At 41.5% G+C, this 14,841-nt stretch carries 12 protein-coding genes; 7 read left to right on the top strand and 5 right to left on the bottom strand.

What is annotated here, in order from left to right; translation table 11 throughout:
* Window positions 1-393: 393 nt before the first annotated feature.
* On the bottom strand, window positions 394-1,008 hold the full coding sequence (locus QAI40_RS14030; protein WP_299983147.1) for a LysE family translocator: 615 nt from the start codon (window positions 1,006-1,008) through the stop codon (window positions 394-396).
* A 127-nt stretch (window positions 1,009-1,135) separates the two neighbouring features.
* Here QAI40_RS14030 and QAI40_RS14025 point away from each other — a divergent pair, with 127 nt between their 5' ends.
* The 5 genes from QAI40_RS14025 to QAI40_RS14005 all read left to right on the top strand — a co-directional run bounded on the left by QAI40_RS14025 (window position 1,136) and on the right by QAI40_RS14005 (window position 9,576).
* Window positions 1,136-1,870: a rhomboid family intramembrane serine protease gene (locus QAI40_RS14025; protein WP_299983145.1), complete on the top strand. Its 735-nt coding sequence runs from the start codon at window positions 1,136-1,138 to the stop codon at window positions 1,868-1,870.
* Between the two features lie 69 nt (window positions 1,871-1,939).
* The gene (locus QAI40_RS14020) at window positions 1,940-5,959 is read left to right on the top strand and encodes a beta-ketoacyl synthase N-terminal-like domain-containing protein (RefSeq protein ID WP_299983143.1); all 4,020 of its coding nucleotides are present in this window, start codon (window positions 1,940-1,942) and stop codon (window positions 5,957-5,959) included.
* The gene (locus tag QAI40_RS14015) at window positions 5,956-7,008 is read left to right on the top strand and encodes a 3-oxoacyl-ACP synthase III (RefSeq protein ID WP_299983141.1); all 1,053 of its coding nucleotides are present in this window, start codon (window positions 5,956-5,958) and stop codon (window positions 7,006-7,008) included. Before QAI40_RS14020 ends, QAI40_RS14015 begins: the two co-directional genes overlap by 4 nt.
* Window positions 7,002-7,916: an alpha/beta fold hydrolase gene (locus QAI40_RS14010; protein ID WP_299983139.1), complete on the top strand. Its 915-nt coding sequence runs from the start codon at window positions 7,002-7,004 to the stop codon at window positions 7,914-7,916. The genes QAI40_RS14015 and QAI40_RS14010 overlap by 7 nt, the downstream gene beginning before the upstream one ends.
* A 10-nt stretch (window positions 7,917-7,926) precedes the next feature.
* Window positions 7,927-9,576: a fatty acid CoA ligase family protein gene (locus QAI40_RS14005; RefSeq protein ID WP_299983137.1), complete on the top strand. Its 1,650-nt coding sequence runs from the start codon at window positions 7,927-7,929 to the stop codon at window positions 9,574-9,576.
* A gap of 11 nt (window positions 9,577-9,587) precedes the next feature.
* Here QAI40_RS14005 and QAI40_RS14000 read toward each other — a convergent pair whose 3' ends face one another.
* Complete coding sequence (locus tag QAI40_RS14000; RefSeq protein WP_299983135.1) at window positions 9,588-10,886, bottom strand: CBS domain-containing protein; 1,299 nt, start codon at window positions 10,884-10,886, stop codon at window positions 9,588-9,590.
* 146 nt (window positions 10,887-11,032) lie between these two features.
* Between QAI40_RS14000 and QAI40_RS13995 the strand changes: the two genes are divergently transcribed.
* Complete coding sequence (locus QAI40_RS13995; RefSeq protein ID WP_299983133.1) at window positions 11,033-11,731, top strand: cytochrome c biogenesis CcdA family protein; 699 nt, start codon at window positions 11,033-11,035, stop codon at window positions 11,729-11,731.
* A 19-nt stretch (window positions 11,732-11,750) separates the two neighbouring features.
* Window positions 11,751-12,947, top strand: a complete 1,197-nt coding sequence (locus QAI40_RS13990) for an MFS transporter (RefSeq protein WP_299983131.1) — start codon at window positions 11,751-11,753, stop codon at window positions 12,945-12,947.
* Between the two features lie 151 nt (window positions 12,948-13,098).
* Here the strand turns inward: QAI40_RS13990 and QAI40_RS13985 are convergent, their stop codons facing one another.
* Genes QAI40_RS13985 through QAI40_RS13975 form a run of 3 tightly spaced genes read right to left on the bottom strand, consistent with a single transcriptional unit; the run spans window position 13,099 to window position 14,412 of the window.
* Entirely contained in the window at window positions 13,099-13,578 is a 480-nt protein-coding gene (locus tag QAI40_RS13985; RefSeq protein ID WP_299983129.1) for a hypothetical protein, read from the bottom strand.
* 17 nt (window positions 13,579-13,595) lie between these two features.
* Window positions 13,596-13,856, bottom strand: a complete 261-nt coding sequence (locus QAI40_RS13980; protein ID WP_299983127.1) for a DUF4258 domain-containing protein — start codon at window positions 13,854-13,856, stop codon at window positions 13,596-13,598.
* 16 nt (window positions 13,857-13,872) lie between these two features.
* Entirely contained in the window at window positions 13,873-14,412 is a 540-nt protein-coding gene (locus QAI40_RS13975; protein WP_299983125.1) for a hypothetical protein, read from the bottom strand.
* Window positions 14,413-14,841: the final 429 nt, after the last annotated feature.

Genomic DNA, 14,841 nt, shown 5'->3' with positions numbered 1-14,841 from the left:
TAATATGAGATTTTAAAAGGCTAAAAACAAAATCAGGTGAAATAGCAAACGATATGAGCAAAAAAAAATTGAAAAATTGGGTGAAATTTAATAGGGATATTATATTTCTGCTATATTTTGAATGGTTTCAACACCCTTTATTAGTTCCTGCTTTAAATTTGCTAAAATTCATTATTCTATCAATCTATTTTCCGTTAATATTTTTATACGGAAATATAATCTATTTTTTTTCCTTATGCAACTTATTTCGGAAAATTAATTAGAAAAATTTCCATATAATATTTTATACGGAAATATAATCGCGGTGCTGACCGGCGGCGGAGCCGCCATGAACAAATAATTAAGCGGTTGTCCGCATATCACTCAGTTGAATACAGAATATAAAAACTAAGATCAGGAATTTGCTGCTATAGCCACACCCGCTGCAATCATCACCCCGCCCGCTGTCCTGTTCAGTCGCCTGACAGAACGCGTACTGGAAAAAAACTCTCTTGCCCGGTTGGCAAGATAGGCATAAAAAACCAGAATACTTGATAAAACTACTGCAACCGTGGTGGCGGCAATACAGATATCCACACTGCTCAAGGAAGACAGATCCATAAAAGTGGGGAGAAATCCACAATAGAAAAGGATCACTTTGGGATTTGATAAGGTAATAACAAGTCCGGTTAAATAATTGCCATACTTCATGCCTTTTTTGTCATTAGAGTGTTGAGCCGGTACAGGTTTGGACATACAGATTTTAACCCCGAGAAAAATCAAGTATGCCGCGCCGATAATCTTGACTACCACAAAAAAATTGCCCAGGGCCTGTGAAATGAAAGACAACCCCAGGATAGCAAACACCAGAAAAATAATATCACCGGTGACAATTCCTGCAACCACTCCAAGGGACGGGACAAAGCCTGATGCAAGGGATCTTGAAATCGTGGCAAACATACCTGGACCCGGTGTTACCCCAAGGACAAATAATGCCATGGCCAGACTGAAAATAGAAAGCAGACTCATCTCAATACCTCATCATTATTTAATTTGAAAGTTGATTTTACCCTATTATTGTTTATTTTCAAGTTATAATTTTTGAAAATAACCATATTGACTTTGACAAGGATACACCTTATAACCCCGGACAATTATGGCACACTATAAAACACACGGTTCTTTTCTTACACCCGCTGTTGTCCTGAAAGCAATAATTTATACCAATGTTATCATGTTTATTGTCAGCCTGATTTACAGTGGCAAAAACATGATCCTGACCCTTAATCCGTTTTATGCCTTTACCCCGTCTCTGGATGTATTAAATTTTCTTGGCGCCTCGGGCCGGCTTCCCATTGTTAAATTTGGGGCGTGGTGGTCCCTGATTACAGCCAACTGGCTTCACGGAGGGCTTCTCCATGTTCTGTTTAACATGATGGCTCTGAAAGCCATTGCACCACTGGTTATGAAGGAATTCGGCCTGTTTCGAATGTTTTCCATCTATACGCTGGCAGGTAGTGCAGGGTTTTTCTTGTCCTATATTGGCAATGTTTATCTGACCATTGGCGCTTCATCAGGGCTTTGCGGACTGATCGGAGCAGCGCTCTATTTCGGCAAATCAAGGGGCGGGCAATGGGGACAGCTGGTGTACAAACAGACCTCGGGCTGGGTTGTTACTCTTGTCCTGATCGGTTTTCTAATGCCCAATATTAATAATTGGGGTCATGCCGGCGGATTGTTTGCCGGTATCTTTTTGGGCTGGCTGTTGGGATATAATGAAAAAAGAAAAGAAACTGTTTTTGATAGATCATTAGCCATTTTCTTTGTTGTTATAACGGTGTGGCTTTTGGCAAAATCCATTATACAAGGCTTTTTTCTTATTTATTCCTGAATCTGAATTTTACACAAATTTTACAAAGCTTTCTTGAAATCAGCCGGTTTCTAAATTATATGAACCCTTATGAGAACCCGTAAAATAAACCATACTCTAAAAAGGATAGGTAAAATAGCTGTCGTCGGTATGGCCGGGGTATTTCCCCAAGCTCTGGATACCCGACAATTCCTTGACAATATCATCCATAAAAAAGAATCGGTTATCCCTGTTCCGGCTCATCGATGGATAGGGCCTGTCAACGATTTTATCTCGCACCAGACGCTTCCTGACAAGGCGGTCACCAACAAAGCCGGTCTCATTGAAAATTTCCATTTTAATCCTGATGGTTTTCTTGTGGATAAGAATCTTTTATCAGATCTTGATCCATTGCATCAACTTGTTCTGCATGCGGGAAGAGATGCTTTTTTACAATGTTCCCATACAAAAGAAGACAAAAAACGAACCGGGGTTATTTTGGCTGCCATCGCCCTTCCCACTGACACATCCTCTCTGATTTCCTGGCAGATACTTTGCAATAAAAATTATAAAGGAGTCGTTCCAAAGGATTTTTCAAGCGCCGGAGTAGTGTCGCTTCCGGCTGCGATTCTTGCAAGAGCCATGGGGTTTGAGGGCGGATGCTTTACCCTTGATGCGGCCTGTGCATCCTCTTTATATTCCATCAAACTTGCCTGTGAACACCTCCATTTAAAGAAGGCTGACATCATGGTGGCCGGTGGTGTTTCCAGGCCGGATTCCCTTTATACCCAGATCGGGTTTACACAGCTGCAGGCATTGTCACCCTCGGGCAGATGTTCTCCCTTTGATAAGGATGCCGACGGACTTGTTGTAGGAGAAGGAACCGGTATTGTTGTGTTGAAACGGCTTCAAGATGCCATAAACTCTGGTGATAAGATCCATGCCGTCATTACTGGCGCCGGGGTATCCAATGATATTGAAGGAACCCTTGTGGGACCAGCGAAAGAAGGCCAGGTTCGGGCCATGATCCAGGCGTATAAACAGGCATCGTGGTCCCCTTTAGACATCCAGTACATGGAATGCCACGGATCAGGCACTCCTGTGGGGGATCAGGTGGAATTGTCCAGCATACATGCATTGCTTGATGCATTTGACTGTCCGGATAAACAATTTTCCATAGGATCTGTCAAATCAATGACCGGCCATCTTCTAACAGCAGCAGGCGCAGCAGGATTTATAAAAACTGTTCTTTCAATGAATGAAGGATTTTTGCCACCGTCGCTAAATTATTCAGCGCCTTCCTCCAAAAGTCTTCTAAATGAGAGTAATATCAAGGTTCAAACCGAGGTTGAAGACTGGAACCCTGAATCCCTCCATTCAACAAGAAAGGCCGGAATCAGCGCTTTTGGGTTTGGCGGTATCAATGCCCATCTTCTTGTTGAAGAATTTAAAAAAACTTCGACCTGTCATATTGTAAAAAATATCGATAAAAAAAAGACGTTGAAAAAGATTTCCTGTGCCATTATCGGCATGGAAACCATTGCAAAGGATTGTCACTCCCTGTCCCGGTTTAAGGATCTTTTGTTTGACAAAGCACGCTTAAGTCCTGAGCTCCCGGGATCAAGGTGGAAAAGAACCCGGTCTCAGGCTTTTGAGGAAAAGCCGGGATTTTATTTGGATCATCTGTCAACCCGGCCAGGCGAATTTCATATCCCCCCCAATCAAATGGATGATATCCTGCCCCAGCATATTATTCTTCTTAAAGCAGCCAAAGGGGCTTTAGAAAACGCAAAGATCAATCCAAGGCCATTAGAAGGCGAACCGCAAAGGGATCATATCGGTTGTGCCATTGGAATTGAATTTGATTATGGTGCCACTGATTTTCATCTTCGCTGGAAAATCAATCATCTGGATGAGGAGCAAAAAGGCACCCTTTCTCCGCCGTTGACCTTTAACCGGACACTGGGCGCCCTTGGCGGAATTGTGGCATCTCGTGTGGCAAGGGAATTCAAGCTTGGAGGGCCCTGTTTCACCCTGTCTGCCGGAGCGGCTTCCGGCATCAAGGCCATTGAAACTGCTGTTCATTCCTTAAGCGCCCATGAAACTGATGTCTTTATCTGTGGCTGTGTTGACCTTGCAGGGGATATCCGGCAATTTGCCCTCAACGATATAGCCAAACCCCATACCGGAGCAATCCTGCCGTCTGAGGGGGCTTGTGCCATTGTTTTAAAACGGCTGGATCAGGCCATTGAAGACGGCGACAGGATTTATGGTGTCATCACGGGTGTGGCAGGTGCAAGCAGCGGTGCTATCCCCGGTGAAACAGATCAGGATTCGACACTATCGGAAACCCTTTATACCCAATCCCTTGAAAATGCCCTTAAAGATTCAAAAACATCATTAAAGGAAATCTGTCTTTATGAAGCAAGCTTGTCAGGGATAAAAGAAGATGATGCAACTGAAACCAACGTGTTAAACACGCTTTATTCAAAAGAACCGGGCATTTCCCCCTGCCATGTCACATCAACATCTTCTGTCCTCGGAAACACCAGAGGTGCATCCGCCTTATTCTCCGTTATCAAGACAGCGCTTTGCCTGAATTACAGGCTGATGCCTTCGAATAAAACGGTACAAAAGGCCTGTGTTGCATCCATCACTCTGGATGGTGCCTGTTCCCATGTGATCCTTGAAGGAAACGGCCAGGAAAATCAAACTCAGCAGGATACCCTCAATCTTGATCCGGCTTTGATTGCCAGAGGCAGCCTTGCAACATCCAATGCCCATGAAAAATTTCTTGAATTTTCAAAAGAAAACATGAGGCTTCTTGAAAAACAGTTTGAAACCCTGACCCGGCTTGCAGGCAGCATTATACAAGATACAGATGGACACCCGATAGCTGACATAGAAGTTCCTGCTGTAAAGCCCCCTTTCCTGGACAGAGACCAGTGCCTTGAGTATGCCATTGGAAAAGCCGGGCATGTACTTGGAAAAAAATTTGAGATTATAGATACCTATCCTGTCAGGGTGAGACTGCCGGATGAACCATTGATGCTGGTGGACAGAATCATGGATATTCAGGGCGAAATGCTGTCTTTAACCTCGGGCAAAATCATTACCCAGCACGATGTCAGGGAGAATGCCTGGTATCTGGACGGCGGGAAAGCCCCTGTTTCCATCTCTATTGAAGCAGGTCAGGCAGATCTTTTTTTATGCGCCTGGTTAGGCATCGACCATGTCATCAAGGGCACCAGAAAATACAGGCTCCTGGATGCCAGGGTCACCTTTCACAGGACATTGCCCGAACCCGGAGAAACCATTGAGTACCACATTGAAATTGACCGGTTTTTAAAACAAGGGGATGTATATCTGTTCTTTTTCCATTATAAAGGGTATATTAACGACCAATTGCTGATTTCCATGCGGGACGGATGCGCTGGTTTTTTTACGGAACAAGAGGTTGAAACTTCAGGCGGTATTATTTTAAAGACAGAAGAATTAAAACAGATAAGCCCTGATTTTAAATTTTCCCCCCTGGTTCCGGTTAAAGAACAGAACTTTCCAGATGAAAAGATTGAGGCTCTAAGACAGGGAGATCTTGGGAAAGCCTTTGGAAAAAATTTTGAGCAGATATCACTTGGAAAACATCTAAAGCTTCCCGGCGGCAGGATGCACCTTATTGACAGGGTTCTTGAGTTTGATCCCACAGGCGGACGGTTTTGTCTTGGATCCATTATTGCCGAGGCAGATATCCACCCGGATGACTGGTTTCTAACGTGCCATTTTATTGATGACAAGGTCATGCCGGGCACCCTGATGTATGAATGCTGTGCCCATGCCTTAAGGATCTTTACCCAGAAAATGGGCTGGGTAAGTGACCGGGATGATGTCTTTTATGATGTTATTCCAAACAATGAGAGTGATTTAAAATGCCGGGGACCTGTGACACCTGACACAAAAAAAGCCCGGTATGAAATAGAAATAAAAGAGATGGGGTATGCCCCGGAACCATATGTAATAGCTGATGCGCACATGTTTTCCGATGATTTAAGAATTGTCCTGTACAAAAACATGGGAATAAAAATCGTGGGCCTGACAAAGAGCGAGTTAGAATCTTTTTGGAGAAAACAATGAAATATTCAAACGTGTTTATAGAATCCTTTGGATATGAACTTGCCCCCAATATTGTAACAACTAAAGAACTGGAAAAAAAACTGGCTCCTTTCTTTCAGAAGATGGGGTTTGGACCCGGACAGATTGAAGCCTTAACCGGTATTAAGGAGAGAAGATACTGGGATGAAGATCATACCTTAGCCGAACATGCCGCCATTGCCGGACAAAGAGCCCTTGATGAAGCCGACATATCGCCCGACAAGATCGGTGCCCTTGTATATTGCGGGGTCGGCCAGGACGGATTTGAACCGGCTACATCCTGTGCCGTAGCCGACCAGTTGAATATGGGTGAGGATGCCCATATTTATGATGTTAAAAGTGCCTGTTTAGGTGTGATAACAGGGATTGTCCATGTAGCCAATGAAATAGAGCTTGGCAATATTAAAGCAGGCCTTGTGGTCTCCTGTGAAACAGCTCGGCAAATTGTTGATTCAACCATTAATGAAATCAACACCCATAAAAACATTGAATTTTATAAAGATGCTATTGCCACAATGACCGGTGGTTCCGGGGCTGTTGCTGTACTGCTGACGGACGGTACCATCGGCAACCCGGATAATAGAAAACATGCCATTAAAGGCGGGGTGGTAAAAAATGCCATTGAGCATCACAGACTCTGCAATTGGGGATTTGAACAAAAAGGCATGCCCACGGGTTCAAAAGTCATCATGAGAACCAGGGCTCAGGAAGTTCTCGAACATGGCCTTATCCTTGCTAAAAAAACATTTGAAGAATTTAAAAAAGAATTTGATCTTCCCCGGGACAAACCGGATAAATTTATCGGACACCAGGTCGGGTCCTTTCACCACCAAAAATTTTACCAGGCCTTGAACGTGGATATACAAAAGGATTTTTGCACCTATCCGTTTTTAGGCAATGTGGGAACGGTTTCACTTCCCATCACGGCAGCCATAGCAGATGAGAGAGGATTTTTGCAGCCCGGAGATTTTGTGGCCTTTATCGGTGTCGGATCAGGCCTGAACTGCTATTTTTTAGGTGTTGAATGGTAGAAAGACTGATTAATAATAAACTGACTTCTACAAAAAAATTTGAAGCCCTCTACCCCTTTGAATCCAACTTCATGAATATCAACGGACACGATCTTCACTATATTGACGAGGGAGAAGGCAAACCCGTCATCATGGTTCACGGTAACCCCACCTGGTCGTTTTATTACAGGCACCTGATCCAAACCCTTTCACCTGATTTCCGTACCATTGCACCCGATCATATCGGATGCGGTTTATCGGACAAACCAACTGCGGAAGCATACCATTACACCCTTGAATCCCGGATAAAAGACCTTGACACCCTGATTCGCCACTTGAATATTAATGAAAAAATAAGCCTGGTTCTCCATGACTGGGGCGGCATGATCGGCCTTGCCTGGGCAGTTAACCACATTAACAGGATTGACAAAATTATTATTACCAATACTTCGGGATTTTTTCTGCCGGAAGAAAAGCAATTTCCATTCCTCTTATGGCTCATCAAGACCATCAGGATCTTTGCAGTCCCTGCTGTACTTGGACTTAACGTGTTTGCAAAAGGTGCTCTCTATCTTGGCAGTGAAAAAAAAATACCCTCAAAAGTCAAAAAAGGTCTTGTTGAACCTTATAATTCATGGAAAAATAGAGTTGCGACCTTAAAATTTGTCCAGGACATACCAATAAGTGAAAAAGATCGAAGCTACGCAATCGTCGATCACGTGGATCAGCATCTTAAACAACTTGATGAATCCGCTTTAATGTTTTTATGGGGAGCAAAAGATTTTGTTTTTGATCTGGAATTTTTAAATGAATTCAGGCGAAGATTTCCAAGGGCTGTCACCCATGTTTTTCATGATGCAGGCCATTACCTGTTTGAAGACAAGCCAGAAGAAACAGCCCGTCTGATCGAAACGTTTTTAAAAAAATAAAGAAATTTTTATGACAACTTATGCAAATATCTCACTGGGTCTGAAAAAAATACAAGAAAAATATCCCCACAAAAGAGCGGTTGTTTGTCCTTCCGGAAGAGACAAGAACGGCAGGGTACTCTACAGCCAGATGACATTTACCCAACTTGAAACCGAATCGGACGCTCTTGCCTTTGGCCTTGAAAAAATCGGCATTATCAAAGGAACCCGGACGATTCTGATGGTACCGCCCGGTATGGAATTTTTTATCACCATATTTGCCATGTTCAAGGTCGGTGCCGTGCCCGTTGTTGTTGATCCGGGAATGGGAATTGACAGGATGCTTCAATGCCTGGAGCAAGGTAAACCCAAAGCCTTTATCGGTATTGAAAAAGCCCATATTTTACGAAAACTGAAACCCGGCTTTTTTAAATCGGTTAAGCACTGGGTTACGGTTGGCAAAAGATGGTTCTGGGGAGGATATACCCTTGACCAGCTCATGATGCAGACAGATGAACCTTATCCAAAAGCCCGGACGACAAGAGATGAAACCGCAGCCATTGTATTTACCACAGGGTCAACCGGCCCTGCCAAGGGCGTCGTCTATACCCATGGAAACTTTGAGGCCCAGATTAAACAGATCCAGGAACATTTTCAGATCGATCCGGATGAAATTGATCTACCGACCTTTCCCTTGTTTGCCCTTTTTGATCCGATCCTTGGCATGACAGCCGTCATTCCTGATATGGACCCGACCAAACCGGCCCTGGTGGACCCGAGAAAAATCATTGAAGCAGTTGAAAACCACGGTGTCACCAATATGTTTGCCTCCCCAGCTCTCTTAAACCGGGTGGGCAAATTCGGTAAGGAGAACCACATCAAACTGCCCTCTTTAAGACGTGTGATATCTGCAGGCGCACCGGTAACACCGGCCAATATAGAACAATTTTCAACCCTGTTGTCTGGCCATGCCCAGATTCATACCCCCTATGGTGCGACTGAGGCTGTCCCTATCATATCCATTGGATCCAATGAAATCCTGGCAGAGACCAAAAAACTTTCCGAGCAGGGATTTGGGATGTGTATCGGCCGACCCATTTGCAACACCCGTGTCAAACTTATTAAAATCAGTGATGATCCCATCACCCAGCTCCATGACAAACTCAAAGTGCCTGAAAACCAGGTAGGAGAAATAATAGTAAAAGCAGGCCTTGTGACAGAGCACTATTTTAACAACCGCGAAGCAAATCTACTGGCTAAAATCCCTGATACGGACGGCAAAGTCTGGCATAGGATGGGCGACCTTGGATGGAAGGATTCAAAGGGGCGACTATGGTTTTGCGGAAGAAAAAACCACAGGGTCATCACCCAGGATGAAACACTTTTCACTATCCCTGTTGAAGCCATTTTCAACAATCATGAAAAGGTGTTCAGAAGCGCCCTTGCAGGCGCAGGCCCGAGAAACATGCAGACACCGGTTGTGTTTATTGAACCCTGTTCAAAAATAAGCAATAAAAAAGTCTTTATCAAAGAGCTTTTAGACCTTGCGAAATCAAACCCGCTAACAGCTAGTATCGAACATATTTTTATTGAAAAGGCGTTCCCGGTGGACATCCGGCACAACTCAAAAATATTCAGGGAAAAACTTGCTGTTAAAGCAAAAAGAAAACTTAATTTATAACAAAACCTATGTTAATCCGGCAGCAAATCATAAAAATACATCATTACATCTGACCGGGTAACGATCCCGACAATTTTATCAGCTTTCATGACAGGGATACGTCCGACATCATGTTTTATCATCAATCTGGCTGCTTCTATGGCACTTTTGCCTTGGTGCATGGTCACAACATTCCTGCTCATGAATGCTTTTATGGGCGACTGCATGTGATTTGATTTTCTAACTTTCTTAAAATCCCGTCGGGAGATCACCCCGACAATATGCTCATCATTATCCACAATAGGCACACCTGTGCACCCCAAATCTCTTAAAATCATGGCCACTTCTTCAACCATTGTATCCTCACTCACAGAGACCACTGGATAGGACATGATATCCGACAACATCACAGAAGAATGCTGATTCCCTGAAATAAGCTCAACTAACATTTTTTCTATTATATCCGGGTTAACATCTTTTAGCAGGGCAGATCCGGCTCCCGGATGGCCGCCGCCGCCTACGCTTCGCATTAAAAGGCCGATATTGATTTCATCTATATTACTTCTGCCGATAACCATACACTTATTTCGTTCAACATCTTTGAAAATTCCGAATGCAGCATCCACATTGACAATTTCCCGATACATCTGAAGGACCATGGCAAGATTCTGGATTCGTTCCCCTATTTCCATCTTGGCAATACTGATGGTAAACCCACCGACTTCCCTTCTTTCGGCTTTCTGTATCATATGAAAGAGGATATCTTTCTGCTTTTTCCCATACGCCTGCCGTAAAAAAGTGGAAAGAATATGCAGATCTGCTTTTCTGTCAAGAAGAAACCCGGCAGCATATGCATCATCTGACAAAGTTGACGGGAATGTGAGATTTCCGGTATCTTCATACAATCCCATCAAAAAAAGCGTGGCCTGGATCGGGGTGATCAGTTTTCTTTGTCTTTCAATCTCTTTCACCAGAATGGTAACAGCAGCCCCTGTTTCACTGATATTTTTCTGGTCGGTTTCAATATCACCTTCAGAATGATGGTCCCACACAATAATCTCAAGGTCTTGTCTGTCTTTTAAGGGCTCCATTCCTTCCAGACGGCTCCAGGAATGTGTATCCACAACAACAAGAGTTTTTACCTGCTCAAAAATAATATCTTTGGGAGAGTAGAAATTAAACGTATCTTTATGAATAGATAAGAAAGCTTTTAAATTTGCATTAATTGACATTGGTAACACAGGTTTGGAGCCGGGGTAAAGCAAGCTTGCTGCTACCAGGGATGCCAATGCATCAAAATCCGATCCCTTATGGGTAGCAATAATGATCATATATCCCTCTTTTTTATTGATATCATACTGAGTATAACCATACTGGATATTTATTCAATAAAATAATATATGGATAGTCTTGATAGACAAAGAAAAATGAATAGGTTAAGACATTAAAAAACACAATCAAAAATAAGGATAATATCGTGTTTGCTGAAACCATAACCTACCCGGCCGCTCTTTTTGCAGGACTGCTCTCTTTTTTTTCTCCCTGTATTCTGCCTCTGATACCGGCATATTTCTCTTTTATTACTGGCTTGTCACTTGATGAACTGACTGAAGACAAAAAAGAAACCCGACAAAAAGTTATCTTGTCCACCCTTTTTTACGTGGCGGGTTTTTCCTTTATTTTTATTCTTTTCGGGGCTTCTGCATCTTTCCTGGGCGGGTTTGCGTCCAAATACTCCTGGGTTATCAGATATATGGGTGGCGGCATTATTCTTGTTTTCGGGCTTCACCTTCTGGGAGTTATCAACATCAAGGGATTTAATTTTGAGAAAAGAATCCATGTTAAGAAAAAACCATTCCATCTGATGGGTACCTTTGTTATCGGTATGGCCTTTGGTGCCGGATGGAGCCCCTGTATCGGCCCCATGCTGGGGTCAATTCTGATTGTTGCCGGAAACCAGGATACGGTTCTTGAAGGAGTCTCTCTTTTAGCCATATACTCTGCCGGTCTTGCCATCCCGTTTCTTATCATGTCCTTTTTCATCAATTCCCTTCTTGAAATCATGAAACGGGCAACGAAATTTATCGGGGTAATCAATAAAATTTCCGGTATCCTTTTAATTGTGATCGGTCTTCTACTGATCTTTGACAAATTCATGCTTCTTGGAAATCTGTAACCGGGTTCATTAAAATCCTATGACAAACAATCCAAAAAAATTTGCAGAGTTTATCACCGTCACAACCTTTAGCAAATTCTTATTTAATATTACCCGAAGACTGATTTATCCTTTTGCACCTGAGTTCGCACGGGGCCTGAATGTAGAACTTTCCGCCATCACATCCGTCATTGCCATCAACCAGGCCACATCCTTATTCGGGCCTGTTGGGGCCAGCTTTGCCGACAAATACGGATATAGAATCTTAATGTTGTTGTCTCTGGGGGTGCTGACCATTGGCACCTTTGCCGTGGGTTTGATCCCGGTTTATTCCGTCCTGGTGATCTGCCTTTTCCTTGCCGGGCTTGCCAAAAGCATATTTGATCCCAGCCTCCAGGCCTTTATCAGTAATTTTGTCCCCTTTGAAAAACGAGGACAAATTATCGGAATCACCGAACTTGCCTGGGCAGGATCGACTTTAATCGGTATCCCGTTAGCCGGTGTTGTCATTGAACGATTTTCCTGGCATACACCTTTTTTCATTATCAGTGGATTTTCCCTTGTCTGTTTTTTCATCATATTGAAAATCATGCCAAAGGATAAAAAGAATACCATACCATCTGAAGATAGAACACCGATGATGTCAAACTGGAAAACCATTATTAAAGACAGAAAAGTCTTGAGCATTTTATCCTTTGTGTTTTTCATGTCCCTTGCCAATGACAATCTTTTTGTAATTTACGGGGCATGGCTGGAACAGTCCTACAACCTTTCTCTGGTAGCCATTGGTTTTGGAACTATCTTAATCGGGCTTTCCGAAATTCTGGGTGAGGGCTGTACCGTCTTTTTCTCTGACAGGATCGGATTAAAAAAATCCATCGTCATCGGCGTATCCCTGTGTACCGGGGCCTATTTTCTTTTACCGGTTCTGGATATCGGCTTAAGTTATGTTCTGGCAGGGCTTTTCCTTGTTTTTTTCACCTTTGAATTTACCATTGTCACCTCCATGAGTTTATCAACCGAACTGGTGCCGGAATTAAGAGCATCCACTATGTCCGCATTTTTTGCCGTTGCCGGAATCGGGCGGGTCGCGGGAGCCTTCCTGGGCGGTATCATCTGGTCAAATTTCGGGCTGTTACCCATCTGCCTGATATCAGGGTTCTGCACATTTGCCGCCCTGATCTCCATACTCATTGGTTTTTATCAGAGTAAATCCAGGATGATAACGAAATTCTAAAAATCAATGTTGTGTCTTGCTATGATGCGAAAGAGCCCGGACTGTTAGTAATAGTCTGCTCCCCTGATACCAGCATTGCGGGGATTTCGTTATAAACATAATCCGCAGTGTGAAATGTTAAAGATGCCGATACCCAGTTCGTTTATTTTGATTACACTTCATTTATTTTTTTTAAAATCTCTTTTTTTTGATCCTCAGATAGATCTTTAGAGTCTTTAATCGCTTTTTCGATTTTTTTATTTGCTTTGATCACTGCTTCGATCAATTCTTTGTTTAATCCAATTGGTTCTTTATTAGTTTTTACGTATTTGCCTTTTATTTCTTGTAATCTATTAAAACCATTATTCGTCAAAATACATTGACCATCCTCACACTTTAAATATCCGTTCCGTTCAAGTCTTGTAATGGCACTACTTATTGAATTGCTTAATGTTTTATCGACCACATAGTCTATAGGACCAAGTAATTTTTCAATAAAATCTAATGCATTAATAGAAGAATGCATATCTACCCTGGAAAATTCAATATGTAATACTTGAGTGCTCGGTGTATAGAGATGGTCAATTAATAGAAAAATTGCCACTTCCCAATTGTTATTTTCTCCAGGGATGAGTTGATAATTCTTAGCCATTTTTTATACTCCAATTATTAAAATTTACCTTTGTTATATGCTGTAATAATTGTTCCTTCATTCAAAATTAGTGTTTTATTAGCTCGTGATATATTTTCTAAATCTTGAATCCTTTTTTTAAAATCTGAAATGATTTGTCCGAATATATTTTTAGGGATATAGCATTCATAGGCACCTCGCTTATATTCTAAAATTCCATATTTAAGTATTAATTCAACTTGACTGCTTCTAACACCTCTTTGTTGGCATCTTTTTTTTGCATGATTTGATTTTTTCATGATGAATCTCCCTTTTTTAATCATTTGAATTGATGAGTTTTGGTATCAATTTATTTTTAACCCTATTCCAGATAATTTGAGCTCCCTGTGAAAATGCAACAGCAATTTTAACAATATCCACATCATCATAATCAATTGGGTAACTAACTATTCCTCTAGAAATAAAAGATTCGCTGAAAATATACTCATATCCAGTTGTATATCCGGACAGAATTTTATTTATTTTTTCGTTATTCTCTTCTAAGAGATCTATTGTTTCTTGAGCTTGAGGATCATTTGATAACCACCCGTTAGTCCAATTACATACAATAGCTAATTCTACGGGGTTTGCATGATATCCCGCCCAATTCATTCCATCTTCATATGCTAATTTACATGCTTCAGAGGTGATTAAAATTTCAAATCTTTTTTTAGCTTGTCGTACACACCCTTCAATTTGATCCATTTTCATTTTTAGTGATTCAGCACAAACGTTCGAGATATTAATATAACCTCTAAATTCAGAAAGCATTTGATGTAGTTCGTCTGGAATGCTGATAGTGATTTTTTTAGTCATCGTTCCCCCTTTGAAGAATAATTTTTATTTTCGATGTTTAATATATACATAATATTTATGTATGTCAAGTATTAATACATAAATATTATGTATATATTGTTATTTTTATCAACAGTTTGTTTTTTTAGATTTTTTTTAATAAGTTTATTGTTAATTTGAAATTTTAAATTCAAATAAAAAAGATTAAGATAAAATTTTGGACAGGATTCCAAATGTGAATGATTCTTTTGATACAATAAATTAAATAACTATCTGAGAATATTATTCACAAATTTATTTTTATACTAATAAAGGGTGTTGAAATCAATTTATAATTTACATAATTTACATAATAATTTCAGATTGTTGTGTTGCAAAAGCCTCTGTTTTCGTGTATTATTTTTATTCGCAAAAACAAAAAATTATAAAACAAAAACAGAGGCAATATGC

It is taken from the genome of Desulfobacula sp. (assembly GCF_030611305.1).
Classification (GTDB): Bacteria; Desulfobacterota; Desulfobacteria; order Desulfobacterales; family Desulfobacteraceae; genus Desulfobacula.
The sequence above is the reverse complement of the archived record's forward strand: the minus strand, read 5'-3'. Positions and strand labels throughout refer to the sequence as shown.

Coding starts and splice junctions, on each gene's coding strand:
- QAI40_RS14030 (WP_299983147.1), bottom strand. CDS start 1,008: ATGAGTCTGCTTTCTATTTTCAGTCTGGCCATGGCATTATTTGTCCTT.
- QAI40_RS14025 (WP_299983145.1), top strand. CDS start 1,136: ATGGCACACTATAAAACACACGGTTCTTTTCTTACACCCGCTGTTGTC.
- QAI40_RS14020 (WP_299983143.1), top strand. CDS start 1,940: ATGAGAACCCGTAAAATAAACCATACTCTAAAAAGGATAGGTAAAATA.
- QAI40_RS14015 (WP_299983141.1), top strand. CDS start 5,956: ATGAAATATTCAAACGTGTTTATAGAATCCTTTGGATATGAACTTGCC.
- QAI40_RS14010 (WP_299983139.1), top strand. CDS start 7,002: ATGGTAGAAAGACTGATTAATAATAAACTGACTTCTACAAAAAAATTT.
- QAI40_RS14005 (WP_299983137.1), top strand. CDS start 7,927: ATGACAACTTATGCAAATATCTCACTGGGTCTGAAAAAAATACAAGAA.
- QAI40_RS14000 (WP_299983135.1), bottom strand. CDS start 10,886: ATGATCATTATTGCTACCCATAAGGGATCGGATTTTGATGCATTGGCA.
- QAI40_RS13990 (WP_299983131.1), top strand. CDS start 11,751: ATGACAAACAATCCAAAAAAATTTGCAGAGTTTATCACCGTCACAACC.
- QAI40_RS13985 (WP_299983129.1), bottom strand. CDS start 13,578: ATGGCTAAGAATTATCAACTCATCCCTGGAGAAAATAACAATTGGGAA.
- QAI40_RS13980 (WP_299983127.1), bottom strand. CDS start 13,856: ATGAAAAAATCAAATCATGCAAAAAAAAGATGCCAACAAAGAGGTGTT.
- QAI40_RS13975 (WP_299983125.1), bottom strand. CDS start 14,412: ATGACTAAAAAAATCACTATCAGCATTCCAGACGAACTACATCAAATG.